This is a genomic window from Bacillus sp. EB V-12, assembly GCF_056158125.1.
In genome coordinates this window covers 139,139-153,361 of the sequence record NZ_JBUXJL010000003.1, presented here as the reverse complement: position 1 = coordinate 153,361, position 14,223 = coordinate 139,139, and the positions used below count along the sequence as shown (strand labels likewise).

Annotated in this window: 14 protein-coding genes and 1 pseudogene; 13 read left to right on the top strand and 2 right to left on the bottom strand. The window is 34.6% G+C overall.

The features are described 5' to 3' along the window. The first annotated feature begins 46 nt into the window (after positions 1 to 46). The 3 genes from ACZDYH_RS12325 to ACZDYH_RS12315 all read left to right on the top strand — a co-directional run bounded on the left by ACZDYH_RS12325 (position 47) and on the right by ACZDYH_RS12315 (position 2,604). The gene (locus ACZDYH_RS12325) at positions 47 to 352 is read left to right on the top strand and encodes a luciferase domain-containing protein (protein WP_000010319.1); all 306 of its coding nucleotides are present in this window, start codon (positions 47 to 49) and stop codon (positions 350 to 352) included. Between the two features lie 94 nt (positions 353 to 446). Continuing rightward, the gene (locus ACZDYH_RS12320; RefSeq protein ID WP_474886361.1) at positions 447 to 1,757 is read left to right on the top strand and encodes a phytoene desaturase family protein; all 1,311 of its coding nucleotides are present in this window, start codon (positions 447 to 449) and stop codon (positions 1,755 to 1,757) included. Next, positions 1,735 to 2,604, top strand: coding sequence for a sigma-70 family RNA polymerase sigma factor (locus tag ACZDYH_RS12315; protein WP_474886360.1), 870 nt, complete (start codon positions 1,735 to 1,737; stop codon positions 2,602 to 2,604). The genes ACZDYH_RS12320 and ACZDYH_RS12315 overlap by 23 nt, the downstream gene beginning before the upstream one ends. Before the next feature lie 32 nt (positions 2,605 to 2,636). Here ACZDYH_RS12315 and ACZDYH_RS12310 read toward each other — a convergent pair whose 3' ends face one another. Then, positions 2,637 to 2,795 carry a hypothetical protein gene (locus ACZDYH_RS12310; protein ID WP_001100984.1) on the bottom strand — a complete coding sequence of 53 codons (159 nt, stop codon included), beginning with the start codon at positions 2,793 to 2,795 and terminating at the stop codon, positions 2,637 to 2,639. Between the two features lie 303 nt (positions 2,796 to 3,098). Here ACZDYH_RS12310 and ACZDYH_RS12305 point away from each other — a divergent pair, with 303 nt between their 5' ends. The 3 genes from ACZDYH_RS12305 to ACZDYH_RS12295 all read left to right on the top strand — a co-directional run bounded on the left by ACZDYH_RS12305 (position 3,099) and on the right by ACZDYH_RS12295 (position 5,977). Further along, the gene (locus tag ACZDYH_RS12305; protein ID WP_002094007.1) at positions 3,099 to 3,692 is read left to right on the top strand and encodes an O-methyltransferase; all 594 of its coding nucleotides are present in this window, start codon (positions 3,099 to 3,101) and stop codon (positions 3,690 to 3,692) included. A gap of 314 nt (positions 3,693 to 4,006) precedes the next feature. Next, positions 4,007 to 5,119, top strand: a complete 1,113-nt coding sequence (locus ACZDYH_RS12300; RefSeq protein WP_000137402.1) for a toxic anion resistance protein — start codon at positions 4,007 to 4,009, stop codon at positions 5,117 to 5,119. A gap of 24 nt (positions 5,120 to 5,143) precedes the next feature. Beyond that, positions 5,144 to 5,977, top strand: coding sequence for a DUF3974 domain-containing protein (locus tag ACZDYH_RS12295; RefSeq protein WP_000008372.1), 834 nt, complete (start codon positions 5,144 to 5,146; stop codon positions 5,975 to 5,977). Positions 5,978 to 6,034: 57 nt separating this feature from the next. Here ACZDYH_RS12295 and ACZDYH_RS12290 read toward each other — a convergent pair whose 3' ends face one another. Further along, positions 6,035 to 7,594: a glycoside hydrolase family 10-like protein gene (locus tag ACZDYH_RS12290; RefSeq protein WP_474886359.1), complete on the bottom strand. Its 1,560-nt coding sequence runs from the start codon at positions 7,592 to 7,594 to the stop codon at positions 6,035 to 6,037. Positions 7,595 to 7,821: 227 nt separating this feature from the next. On the opposite strand from ACZDYH_RS12290, the gene ACZDYH_RS12285 reads away from it, so the two are divergent. From ACZDYH_RS12285 to ACZDYH_RS12255, 7 genes and pseudogenes are all read left to right on the top strand, one after another. Continuing rightward, positions 7,822 to 8,127: a PTS sugar transporter subunit IIB gene (locus ACZDYH_RS12285; protein WP_000865907.1), complete on the top strand. Its 306-nt coding sequence runs from the start codon at positions 7,822 to 7,824 to the stop codon at positions 8,125 to 8,127. Positions 8,128 to 8,138: 11 nt separating this feature from the next. Continuing rightward, positions 8,139 to 9,422 (top strand): PTS sugar transporter subunit IIC, encoded by a 1,284-nt coding sequence (locus ACZDYH_RS12280; protein WP_001032280.1) that lies wholly within the window; start codon positions 8,139 to 8,141, stop codon positions 9,420 to 9,422. A 78-nt stretch (positions 9,423 to 9,500) separates the two neighbouring features. Next, positions 9,501 to 9,767 carry a hypothetical protein gene (locus ACZDYH_RS12275; RefSeq protein WP_001021963.1) on the top strand — a complete coding sequence of 89 codons (267 nt, stop codon included), beginning with the start codon at positions 9,501 to 9,503 and terminating at the stop codon, positions 9,765 to 9,767. Between the two features lie 22 nt (positions 9,768 to 9,789). Then, positions 9,790 to 10,962, top strand: coding sequence for an anhydro-N-acetylmuramic acid kinase AnmK (anmK, locus tag ACZDYH_RS12270; protein ID WP_474886358.1), 1,173 nt, complete (start codon positions 9,790 to 9,792; stop codon positions 10,960 to 10,962). Beyond that, complete coding sequence (locus ACZDYH_RS12265) at positions 10,959 to 11,852, top strand: BadF/BadG/BcrA/BcrD ATPase family protein (RefSeq protein WP_474886357.1); 894 nt, start codon at positions 10,959 to 10,961, stop codon at positions 11,850 to 11,852. The genes anmK and ACZDYH_RS12265 overlap by 4 nt, the downstream gene beginning before the upstream one ends. Before the next feature lie 137 nt (positions 11,853 to 11,989). After that, on the top strand, positions 11,990 to 12,538 hold the full coding sequence (plsY, locus tag ACZDYH_RS12260) for a glycerol-3-phosphate 1-O-acyltransferase PlsY (protein WP_139850010.1): 549 nt from the start codon (positions 11,990 to 11,992) through the stop codon (positions 12,536 to 12,538). Positions 12,539 to 12,608: 70 nt separating this feature from the next. Beyond that, positions 12,609 to 14,191: pseudogene (locus tag ACZDYH_RS12255) on the top strand (aminotransferase class V-fold PLP-dependent enzyme). Positions 14,192 to 14,223 lie beyond the last annotated feature (32 nt).

Here is a 14,223-nt window from a genome sequence, read left to right as displayed (position 1 = left end):
ATGTTAATTTAAAATTACATCAATCATTTATAAGGAGTGAATGTTTATGTCATTTAGTGAAATGATTAGAAATGAAGTACTTAGCTGGGCGGGTGTTTCTGAAAAACCGCATCGATTTGGTGGTATTGAAATAAATTATGGCAAGAAAGAACTTGGCCATCTTCATGGTGATAAATTAGCTGATTTACCATTTCCGAAGTTAAAGCGAGATGAATTAGTGAAGCAAGGCTTGGTAAAACCACATCACGTATTACCTGAATCAGGATGGATCAGTTATTATTTAAAGAGTGAAGAGGATATTCCATTTGCAATTGAGTTATTTCGTATGCAATATGACCGAATTAAAAAGTAATGAAATATAGTAGGGTAATAAAAATTTATTTTTATGTCACATCCCTCCTTAATCGTTCGTCTTGTATGTAGAACGATTAAGGAGGGATTTTATTATGAAGAAATTTGATGTAGCAATTGTTGGCGGTGGGCTTGCTGGATTAACAGCATCTATATATTTAGCGAAAGTTGGAAGGAAAGTGATTGTATTAGAAAAGTCCAGTCAATTCGGTGGCCGAGGGATGACTACAAATAAAAATGGAATCTGCATGAATCTTGGTGCACATGCTTTATATAGAGGCGGGGCAGCGTTTATAACTTTTAATGAGCTCGGTTTGAATCTTCCAGGTGGAATACCATCTACAAAAGCACATGGAATATGGAAAGGGGATATATTCACCATCCCAACAGATTTTCGCTCAATTTTATCAACACCACTACTTTCGTGGTCTGCAAAAGTACAATTCTCACGTCTTATGATTCGTTTAGGAAATTTAGATGTAGGAGAAGTTCCGAAAATGAGTCTAACTACATGGGCAGAAAATGAAATAAAAGATCCAATGGTTCGTAATATATTTTATGCGCTATGCCGGACAACAACATATACGTTTGCTCCTACAATACAATTAGCATCATCTGTACTAAAGCAAATACAGCTTTCTATAAAAGAAGGAGTGCTTTATGTAGATGGTGGTTGGGAGACGATAATAACAAAATTAAGAGATTTAGCGAATGATGTCGGGGTAAAATTTTTGGCTAAAAAGCATGTTTTGGAAATAGAGCATTATGAAGATAAACAAAGAATACATTGTGTTGATGATGAGGTTTTTGAAGTAGGTACAGTCATCGTGACGACTCCGCCGAAAGAGGCTTGTAAAATAATAAAAGGTGCAGAAGGAACAAGTTTGCATAAATGGAGTGAACAATCGGTACCGGTTACTGTTGGTGCATTAGATATTGGCTTGAGACAATTACCCAATCCTACACATCAATTTGTATTAGGATTAGATCAACCTATATTTTTCACAAATCAATCGAGAGCAGCTAAATTAAGTGAAGACGGATCAATTGCAGTGAGTCTAATTAAGTACCATAATCCTGTGCTAGAGATGAATCATATTCATGAAGATAAAGAACAGTTGGAAAGTACGATGGAGTTGTTACATCCAAATTGGAAAAGAGAAGTTGTTGCACAGCAATATTTACCGAAAATAACAGTAGTACATGATTTTCCTCATATTGACCGTGTTGAAAAGCCGGGTCCTAATATACCTGAAATGCCAGGTGTTTATGTTGCAGGAGATTGGGCAGGGCATGATGAAATATTAGCTGATGCTGCGGTAGCAAGCGGGAAACGTGCAGCGTTACACATTTTAAAGCAATATGAAAGTGAGGCAGCTCATCATGGAAACGGAGCAGTTATATGAAGCGTATCAACCATTATTATTTTCGTTATCATACAGAATCCTTGGGAGTGTTATGGATGCTGAGGATATCGTTCAGGATGTATTTATCTCGCTAAATAATATAGAAGATCCACAATCTATAGAAAATATGAAAGCATATTTATGTAAGATGGCGACAAATCGTTCAATTGATAAATTACGATCGGCAGCGCATAAACGTAACGTGTATGTAGGGATGTGGTTACCAGAGCCACTTGTAGAAGAGAGTGATGAGCCATCAAAGTCATTTATAATGAAAGAATCCCTTTCCACCACATATTTATTACTTTTACAACAACTATCTGAGGTAGAAAGGATTGTTTTCATATTAAGAGAGGTTTTCAGTTATGAATACGAAGAAATAGCTTCAATTGTTGATAAGAGTAGTGTGAACTGCAGGAAGATCTTTCAACGTGCACGAAAAAGCATGTTAGAGAAACCGAAGCAATCAAAATTAAGCACGGAGAAAATGGCTTCTTATGTTGAAAAGTTTGTAGCATCATTACAGTGTGGGGATACGGAAGGTATGTTGGAAGTATTAAAAACAGATGCTATACTCAAAGCTGATGGTGGCGGTAAAGTTACGACTGCGATCAATCCAATTTATTCTGCAGATCGAATTATACGTTTGTTCTTTGGGATTGCACAACGATTGACAGAAGAGTACACTGTTGATTTCAAAATGGTAAATGGTATACCAGGAGTTATAGTTACAATAAATAATAAAGTAACATATGTTCTTTCGTTTGCATTTGAGGATGAGAAGATTTCAAATATTTATATGATGGTTAATCCTGAAAAACTTATGCATTTAAATGTAAAAATATAAAAAAGCGCATTTCTTCAGAAATGCGTTTTTTATTATTTTTCTAACATTTCAAGAGGTACATCTTTTTCGCCAGCTACCTCAAATTTAATTTCCCCGTCTTCTTCATAAATACGTGTAATAATCGGTATAGTAATCATTAATTTTTTATGCTGCTTTCGTTTTCGAGCAGCATCTAAGCTAATCACGTTCATTTGTAAGCATCCTTTCTTCTGGAAATATATAAACAAAGAAAATGCGTCCGAAAAGGGCGCTTAATTGAATTTGAAATACCGATTCATTTAAATGGGGTTTATATAATTTAATAACTGCAATTTTTATATGAAATAATATGAATGGAATAATTGCACGTAGAAATTAACTTTACCAAAAAACGAAACAATATGCTATAAAAATTATAAATCTTTGTCATATAACAGGAAAAAGGTTTTTGTTTCGCATATAATAAAAAGTAGACGGGCAGCAAGAGCTTTTTCATCATATTGCTTGGAAAGGCGATGAAAAGAATGGATACAGTAGATTCATTATTATTGCAACTTGAACAATATGGAGAAGAGCATGATCGAAATAAAAAAACAAGGGAAGAAAAATTACGGAATGTTTCTCGTGAGATGGGGCAATTTTTATCAATTTTAGTAAAAGGGTGTAATGCAAAAAATATCTTAGAAATTGGAACTTCTAATGGTTATTCTACATTGTGGTTGGCTAATGCGGTAGAAGAAACAAATGGAAATGTAACAACTGTAGAGCTTTCTTCAGAACGAGTTGGAGAGGCACTTGTCAATTTTGAAAAGGCAAACCTGTTACAAAGAATTGATATTCATAATCAAGAAGCAGGGGCATTTTTAGATTCCCAATTAGATCATTCATTTGATTTTATTTTCCTAGATTCAGAGCGCACGCAATACATGTGGTGGTTTGAGCATATAAAACGTATGTTACAACCAAAAGGTTTTCTTGTTGTTGATAATGCAACTTCTCATGCAAGTGAATTAGATGAGTTTATAAAAATGATTGAAGAAGATGATACGTTTGAAACAGTGTTATTAGCGTTTCAAAAGGGAGCATTTGTAGCTCGCAAAAATAAATAGAAGTGAGTGTAATAGAATTATCACATTGAAAACGGGTGAATGTCAAAAGATTGAGTGTAGCACGATTAAAAGAACGTAAATTATTTAGGAAATGTATGAAGAATCCGCCTTCAGCATGTAGTTCTCTAGGTCTTAAGTCTGAGGAAATTTATGTTGATTACAGGTATACTTATAGTAAGAAACAGGGAATGACTGCATAAACAGACATTTCTAAAAAAATCGATTTCAAGCAGTCAGAATGTATATGAAATACGATATAATTGATGAAATATAGTGCATGTAAATTCGCACATATAAATAAAGGAGCGATTTTGTTGACTGAACTCGAGAAAAAAGAACCCGTATCAATTGTGAAAGATAATAATGTAGAAGTAGTAGTTGATACAGTTATAAAAGATGAAGAACTTGATGAATTAAATAAGGAAGCCGATCTTTATGTACAAAAGTTAAATAGCGAGCAAAATACAGATTTATCGAAAGTATTGTCGCAGCTAGGAGATTTGGGGGATAAAGAACAACAAGCAGCAGGACAAACGTTATCAGCTTTAAAACGCCCTGTAACAGCGATGATGAATGGGAAAAATGAAGAAATTCCAAATACATTGTTAGAATTACGAAAAGTGGTATCAGAGCTTGATCCCAATTCACTTAAAGCAAGTGGTATGAAGAAAATAATGTTTAAAGTATTCAAGAAAAATCCACTTGAAACATACGTGCATAAATATCAATCTATAGATAAACAAATTGAGGAAATTATTAGATCCCTTCTAATTGGCCGTGATAACTTACAAGAGGATACAGTTGGTCTTGAAATGTTAAAAGAACAATCGCACGATAAAATTCATGCGCTTGATAAACAAGTATACTTAGGGAAAAAGCTTGCTGGCATGCTTGAAGCTGAGAAACAAAACCCAGAGCGTCAAAGGGATATTCCGTTAATTAACGATGCATTAGAAAAGATACTTGTACGTACACGTAATATGCAGCAAGCGAAAAGTGTATTATTACAATCTATAGCTTCTGTAGACATCATTAAGAAAAATAATGAAAAATTAACAGAGGCGATACGTAATGCGATTACGATGACACAAAACGTTGTAACAGTTTCAGCTGCTATTCAGCTTGCATTAACGAATCAACGGAAAACAATTGATGCCGTAAATGCGACGAATGAAGCAATTGAATCGATGGTATTAAGTAATTCTCAAGCGTTAAAACAAAATACAGAAGAAACGACGAAATTGCTTGAAAACCCTGCTATTAGCATGGATAAATTACGTGAATCATTCCAAAATGTGTTCGCTGCAATTGAAGCATCTGAAAAATCGTCAGAACGTATTATTGAGTCAAGCAAGAAGTTCGTTATTGAACTAGACACATTTAATGATGAGATGAAGCAGAAACTCATTCAGCGTCCAAGGAAATAACGGATTATTAGAGGAGGTGAACAAATGAGTTTCATTCAAACAGTACTATTACTACTCGGTACATTGCTTTTAATAGCATTTACTGTCGTTGTTTTAGTCGTATACTTCGGGCGGAAACTGTATTTTTCATGGACGAAGCCATATAAAAGAGCGCAAGATTCTCTAGATAAGATATCAAACAAATCAATACCGTTTCTACAAGAATTTACACAACATCCACTGTTTTATCGCTGGATTCGCACCGAAGGAAAGAAAGAACAAAATACATTAAATACTCTATTTTGTGCATCAGGTCAACGTACGAGAGAGCAAGTCTTCTCGATGTTACCGAAAGAAAAGCAGAAAAAAGTGCATGTAATGGCAAAAACTACGAAAAAGCTTACGAATGAAGATATTGATGTGGCTGCGATGAAAGTGAAAGATTTCTTAAGACAAGAAACGCAGCAAACTGTAAAACCGACAGACTTATCATTTTACAAATTGTATTTTTATGACCGTTATCCAGACGCATTAAATACAATTCAAGCGTATAAACGCTCAATAAATCCTTCATTACAAAGAACGGTTGATGATATTACAATTTCGGTATTAAATGCACTTCCGTACTATCAAGAGCAACGCATGTTTGAACAACAACATAAACTTGAAACATTCTTAATGAAAGATTTAACGGCCATGTTATCGTTGGTAGTACAATTACCACCTTCACAAAGACCAGAGAAGGAAGAAGAACTGAAGATCTACTTGGAAAATTTCAAAAAAGAAATGGAAGTAGTAGAGCGAGATATTCGCGACTCGATTGATCACGATTTAAATGTGAAGATGAGGGCAGCGACTGAGAAGTTTAAGAATAAATAACAAAAAGCGCCTTAAAAGCTAAGTATCACAGCTTTAAGGCGCTTTTTTTATGAGATTTTATTTTGCTCTAACGGTAGTATGATTAGAAGCCACACTTTCATTATGCAATCGATCAACTGCAGTTACGACATACGTATACGTTTCTCCAGAAGTTGCTGTTTTATCTACATAAATTTCTCCAAGTTTTGTTTTTCTTACAGTAGTAAGTAAATTTTTAGGATTTTGTATATCCACTTCATTTTTCCCATTCACGCGGTAAATAGCGTAATAAGCAGAATCATTATCTCTATTGTCAATGATACCGATTGCAATACCTTCATCTCTTGGAATGGCGCCTTTTAAAGTCGGTTGTTTTGGTGGATCATGATCAAGCCAAGGCATAGGCGGGATTAATGCAGGATGTTTATATATGTTTTTTGAAAGTCTATCTTTAACTCCGAGTGGATTGTTATTAATATCTTTTAAGCTAAAATGCATACTACCTTTTATATCAGGATATAGCCGGTTTAATGCAATTTGTTTTGGATATTCTTCTGGATCAGACCAAGCAGGGACGGAGTTATTATTAATTTTATAGGCCGCTTGACCAATGTATAGGTGAATCGGTTTGTTATTTGTTTCTTTAACCCACCAATCTACTAATATGTCATATGCAGCTGGGGTGAAACCTATATTCCAATATATTTGCGGTGTAATGTAGTCAATATATCCTTTTTGTATCCACTCACGTGTGTCAGCATAAAGGTCATCATAGTTTCTTTGGCCTGCGGTTGTGTTAGAGCCAGTGGGATCGTCAGCTATATTTCGCCATACGCCGAACGGACTAATACCAAACTTTACATATGATTTTTCTTGTTTTATAGCAGTATTTAAATCTTTTACAAGTTCATTTACATTGTTACGTCGCCAATCTTCTATATTTGTAAATCTACCATTATTATATGTTTCGTACGTTTTCTGATCTGGAAATTCTTCACCGGCTACTTTATATGGGTAAAAATAATCATCCATATGCAGCGCATCAATATCGTAATTTTGTACGATTTCTAAAGCGCCTTCTGTTATAAATTTTTTCACTTCCGGAATACCGGGATTGTAATATAACTTTCCGCCATAAGGGACAACCCAATCGGGATGTTGCCTTGCAGGGTGATTATTTGATAATCGATTTATATCGGTGTGATTCATCGTTATTCGGTATGGGTTAATCCAAGCGTGGAATTCTATATTTCTTTTATGAGTTTCTTCAATCATAAATGCGAGCGGGTCATAACCAGGATCTTTTCCTTGTGTTCCTGTAATGTATTCAGACCAAGGACCGTAATTTGAAGGATAGAAAGCATCAGCGGTTGGTTTAATTTGTACAACAACTGCATTCATACCAGTGCTTTTTACATCGTCTAATAATCTTATAAATTCTTGCTTCTGTTTTTCAATAGGTAAGCCAGTTTTTGAGGGCCAATCAATATTCAGAACTGATGCGATCCATACAGCACGTAATTCATGTTTTTTGTACGTAGTATTTACTTCAGCATAAGTAGAGTGAGGGGGAATGAAAGAGAAAGGGATGAACAAGATAACGATACAACATATCATTAATAAACGTTTAACGATCATTTATAAGCCTCCCTATCATATGATTATTTAAAATAATATCTGAGGCGAGGTTGACCTTGCAATAGAGAAAATTGCATATTGAAACATTAATTTAATAGGAAAAATATTTTTAATGAAATTTACTTTCATTATAACTAAATTCATTTACTACTTCATATGCTTGTTAGTAAAGTGAAACTTCCTTTCATTTGAAGGGTAATAAATTATAAGTATAGGAGGATTAATAAATGAAAGTTTTGTTCGTCTGTTCTGGAGGAATGTCCAGTGCAATTGTTGTAAACGCTTTAAAAAAAGAAGCGGAGAAAAATGGTGTGAACATGGAAGTGCATGCAATTGGAACGAATGAGGTAGAGGAAGAAGTAAAGAATGGCTGGGATGTCGTAATGGTGGCACCTCAAATAAGACACCGATTTGACTCTGTAAAAAAATTTGCAGAGGAGGAATCTATTCCGTGTGGCATCATACCGCCGCAAGCATACACACCGCTTGGCGGCCCGACTTTATTAAAAACTGTAAATGAATTAATCAGTTAGGGGGAAACGTTATGAATAAGTTTGTCACGTTTCTTGATAAAAACTTATCTGGACCGATGGCAAGGCTTTCTGAGCAGAGACATTTACAAGCAATCCGTGATGGAGTTATTTCGGCGTTACCATTTATTATAGTAGGAAGCTTCTTTTTAATAGTAGCATTTCCACCACTGCCGAAAGATAGTTTTATATCAGTTTGGGCATTAAAGAATCAAACAAGTATATTGATACCATATCGTTTAACCATGTTTATTATGTCCTTATATATCGCATTTGGAATAGGATATAATTTAGCGAAAAGTTATAAATTAGATGCTTTATCAGGAGCACAGCTCGCGGTATGTTCACTACTTTTAACATTAACGCCTGAGTTAATTGATAAAAAAGGATTCATGCTTCCGATGACAAATCTCGGAGGTCATGGATTATTTGTGACGATGATTGTTTCTATTTTATCCGTAGAGATTTTAAGGTTTTGTAAGAAGAAAAATGTAATGATTAAAATGCCAGAACAAGTACCGCCATCTGTATCGCGTTCATTTGAAGCACTTATACCTGCAGCATTCGTTATTATTATAATGAGTCTAGTAACTGTCGTTTTTAGCATTGATTTACACCATGTTGTTGATAAATTAGCAGCACCATTAGTAAAAGCTGGGGATAGTTACTTCGGTGTAATGATTCCAGTGTTTTTAATTACGTTTTTTTGGTCATTCGGAATCCATGGTGTGTCGGTTGTTGGAACTGTTGCTCGGCCATTATGGGAAGTATACCTAGGGAAAAATGGTGAAGCAGTTGCTAGTGGAGCAGATCAGTTGCCATTTATTTCACCAGAGCCGTTATATCAATGGTTTATATGGATTGGCGGTTCTGGTGCGACGTTAGGGCTTGTATTAGCTATGATTGTATTTGGTCGATCGAAATATTCGAAAGCATTATCAAGAACTTGTATTGTTCCGGGTATTTTTAATATTAATGAACCAGTCATATTCGGATTACCGATTGTACTAAATCCAATTTTAATTATCCCATTTATCATTACACCACTTGTAACAGCAACTGTTGCATATTCAGCAACTGCGATGGGATTTGTAACACCAACGCATATTATGCCGCCATGGACACTACCTGCTCCAATTGGTGCATATTTAGCAACAGGTGGAGATTGGCGTGCGATTGTATTAGTTTTTATAAATATAGCAATATCGTTCCTTATTTATTTACCATTCTTTAAAATGTACGACAAAAATATGCTTGAAATTGAAAAAAATGGTGACGGGGAATCTGTTAATCCTTAATCTGCACGCTGTTATTTTGAGTGATAGACTTTTTGTCTATCACTTCTTTCACATTAAAACTAGAAAGGGGGAAATAGAATGAATATAAAATTTAGTTATAAAGGCGTATTTTTATTATTATTTGGAGTGATTTGTGCAAATTTACTTTTTGTCCCTTTATTAGGCATGCTAAATCTATCACAAATGCATAGTATCTGGCTTGTTACAAGTATTGCGGCAAGCGTTTTGCTTACGGTAGTTGTTTCTTTCATTGATGGATCGTTTGCATCGAAAGCTCAGTTGTTTTTTAGATTTATATTGTTTTCGATTGGTTGTACGTTCGTTACTTACATGATTGTTTTTTAGTAAATAGGAGGTCATGCACGTTATGTATATTGCAGGGGTAATGTCTGGTACTTCATTAGATGGAATAGATGTAGCGCTCGTTCATATAGAAGGAAGTGGTGTAGATTCTAAAATCCAACTCATCCATTTTACTACTGTTCCATTTTGTAATGATATGAAAAATGAGATCCAACAAGCGTTATCAATTGAAACTTCGAATGTCCAACTTATATGTAGTTTAAATTTTAAACTTGGTTTATGCTTCGCCAATGCTGTAAAGGAAGTTTGTAAAGAGGCCAATTTTCCTTTGAGACAATTAGATTTAATAGGCTCTCACGGACAAACGATTTATCATCAGCCAAAGCAAGAAGGGAATATTATTTCTTCAACATTGCAAATTGGGGAACCAGCAGTAATAGCATATGAAACGAACACGACGGTTATCTCGAATTTCCGAACGATGGACATGGCGGCAGGGGGACAAGGTGCACCACTTGTACCATATTCAGAGATTATTTTATATCGGCATCAAACTAAAAATAGACTACTACAAAATATTGGTGGGATTGGTAATGTTACAGTGGTTCCAAGTAAACGAAGTAAAGAGAGTGTTATTGCTTTCGATACTGGACCAGGCAACATGGTAATCGATGAAGTATGTCAAAGATTATTTCATGTACCATATGATCAAAATGGTTGGATTGCAAAGCAGGGGGGAGTTGTAGATGAAATTTTAACATACTGTATGAACCATCCATTTTTGAACATGAAACCACCAAAAACAACAGGTAGAGAACAGTTTGGAGAAGCGTTTGTGACTGAATTATTGAATCGATTTAAAAAGCATAGTAAAGAAAATATATTGGCAACTGTCACGATGTTTACAGCATGTTCAATTGTTCAGCATTATAAGGCGTTTATTTTGCCGTATTATGAAATTGATGAGGTGATTTTAGGTGGTGGTGGAAGTTATAATAATACACTTGTTGAAATGTTACGGAATGGATTAAGAGAAGAGAAATGTAGCATATGTATACAAGAAGATATTGGTCATTCTTCAGCAGCGAAAGAAGCAATTGCATTTGCTATTTTAGCAAACGAAACGTATCATCGTAATCCGAGTAATGTGCCGAGCGCAACAGGTGCTAAGAATTCCGTAATTTTAGGGAATATAACATTCCCTCCATACGCAGATGAAAATGAGGCGAACATATGAAGTATATGATTGGAGTAGATGGCGGGGGAACGAAGACCGAGGCAATTGCATTTGATAAAGACGGAAATGAACTTGTAAGAGCTACCAGTGGTTTTGGAAACATATTAATAGATTTTGAAGAAGCTCTTGTGCATATTATGGAAGCAATTAATCAATGCCAGAAGAGTTTAATAAATGGGCATTGTGTTTGTGTTTGTTTAGGATTAGCTGGTATAAGCGGAGCGAATACAAATGAATTAACATTACGTTTAAAAAAGAAATACGGAACAAAAATTGAAATTTTTAATGATGCAATGATCGCACATGCAGCTGCTTTAAAAGGTAAGGATGGAATATTAACTATAGGTGGTACAGGTGCAATTTGTATAGGAAAAAAAGGAGAAGTATATCAGTATAGCGGTGGATGGGGACATATTTTAGGAGATGAGGGGAGCGGATATTGGATTGCATTACAAGCTTTAAAGAAAATGGCAATTCAGTTCGATCAAGGAATCAGTCTTTGTCCATTGAGTTTGAATATTCAAAGGCAGTTTCAACTTTTGACACCGTCTCATATAAAAAGCTTAGTATATACTTCTTCTAAAGATAAAATTGCAGCAATCGCCCCATTAGTTATTCAGGAAGCGAGAGATGGCAATGATGATGCGCATGAAATTATGATGCAAGCTGGAAAGGAATTAGCAAGGATTACAGTAAATGTTTATAACAAGTTGAACTTTAAGCACTCAACGTCAATTGCAGCAAGTGGCAGTATATTGCGTTTAGTTCCTGAAATATTTGCTGTATTTAAGAAATGCTGTGAAGAAAGTATGAAAGAAATTACATTCGTATCACAGGCAGAAATGGCAGTGAAAGGAACATATTATTTAATTAGGGATATATATTTTTAAAAATAGGTATGAGAATTTTTGTATGATTTGTAAAAATATGATGTTAAAATGTATAAAGGGATGTATGTTAAAAACGTACAATATACGTAGTAATTGAATATTGTATATGTATTCCCATGTAGAAAGTGAATGATTACATGATTAATAGTATGCAGTTTTTATATTTGGTGGCTTCTTATTTAATTGGAAACATATTGACCGCTTATATAGTAACAAAATTGAGATATAACGTTGATATTAGGGATGAAGGAAGCGGAAATCCTGGCGCAAGAAATATGGGGCGCGTATATGGAAAAGGGTATTTCATCGCTACATTTTTAGGTGATGCAATTAAAGGGGCAATCGTTGTTGCTGTAGCAAAATATCTTTTTGAAGATCCTACATTCGTAATGTTAACATTATTGGCCGTTATTATTGGACATATTTATCCAGTTTTATTTAAAGGCAAGGGCGGTAAAGGTATTTCAACATTTATAGGAGGACTAATCGCATTTGATTATTTGATAGCGCTTACCCTCTTAGGCATTTTTATTGTATTTTATTTAATATTTAAAGGGTTTACGAAGCCAGGACTAATTACGATTGCTTGTTTACCAATTTGTATGATTCTTTATTCTTATTCTATTGTTACCACTATATTAAGTGGAATAATTATTGTACTTCTTCTATATGTAAATCGAGAATAAAATGAGTGTTTAATAAGTGGGGATAATCTCCACTTATCATTTTTTATTAAATAGATAAAGGAGATAAGGCATGGGGTTAATTTATAAAGTTGCTGATCAAGATTGGGAATTTGAAAGTATACATAAATTGAATTATAAAACTTTTGTAGAAGAGATTCCGCAACATGAAGAAACGAAATACCGCTTTCGTATAGATCGGTTTCATGAAGAAAATACATATTTAATTTGTTTAGATGAGGATAAATTAGTAGGTATGGTCGCAGTGCGGGGAAAACGACCATTTTCGTTAGATTATAAAATTTCAAATTTAGATGTTTATTTGCAAGAGCATGGAGAAAAAGTGTATGAAATTCGTTTACTTTCAGTAGAACGTGAATATAGAAATGGAAGAGCGTTATTAGGGTTAATTCGTTTTCTACATCGTTATTTGCTTCTAAATGGATATGAATTGGCACTCATTTCTGCTACAACGCGTGAACTCCCTTTATATGAGCAAATGGGATTCAAAGCTTTCCATACGTTAGTTGGTACAGAAGAAGCAGCTTTCCAGCCAATGTATGTTACCCCTGCTATGTTTGAAGAGTCGAGTGTTGGGGGGATTATGACGAAAGAATATACGTTTTTACCTGGTCCAGTAGATATTGAAGAGAACGTTCGAAAGGCATTTTCTACGCGACCTATTTCCCATCGCTCTAAGTCATTTCAAGTGATGATGGACAATGTGAAAAAACGGTTACTTCACATGACAAAACAAAACATGTACAGCTTATGTTAGGAACAGGGACGTTAGCAAATGATGCGATTGCTTTACAGTTACGTTCTTTAAAAGGGAAAGGACTAGTATTAACAAATGGGGAATTTGGTAATAGATTAGTTGGACATGCAAAACGAGCACGGTTACATTTTGATACTTATAAAAAGGAAATGGGAGATCCATTTATTTATACCGAATTAGAAGAAATTATGACAACTGGAAATTATGAATGGATTTGGTTTGTTCATCATGAAACATCTACTGGAATGTTAAACGATTTAAACGAGCTAAATACTCTTTGTAACGAGAATCAAATGAAACTGTGTGTAGATTGCATAAGCTCAATTGGAGCAATACCATTAGACTTGAAGGATGTGTATTTTGCAAGTGGTGTTAGCGGTAAAGCGATTAAATCATATACAGGAATTTCTTTCGTTTTTCATAACCACATTGTAAAAATAAACGAGGCTGTGCCGGCCTATATGGACATTGGCATGTATGAAGAAAATGAAAGTATTCCATACTCACAATCATGGAATTTAATTTATGCATTGCAAGAAGCGTTGAAGAGATTTGAAGATGAAAAGGCATTTGTAAAAATTAAAGAGACATATGATTATGTTGAAGAAGTTATTACTGATATGGGTTTAAGGCTTGTTTCACCTAAAGAACATGCCGCGCCAATTATACTTACTATTGTATTGAGCGAAGATTATTCTTCTAAAGTAGTAGGCGATACATTAGCATTACAAGGATACATCGTTCATTATGAGTCATCTTATTTACAAAAGAATAATTGGATCCAAATTGCATGTTTAAATCATTATAAAGAACGCGATATGAAGAGGATGTTAAATTGTTTGCAAATGTGTTTATTTCAGAGTGGGGTACATATATAAAGACTTTTTCTTTTCGTATAAAGGAGCTACGA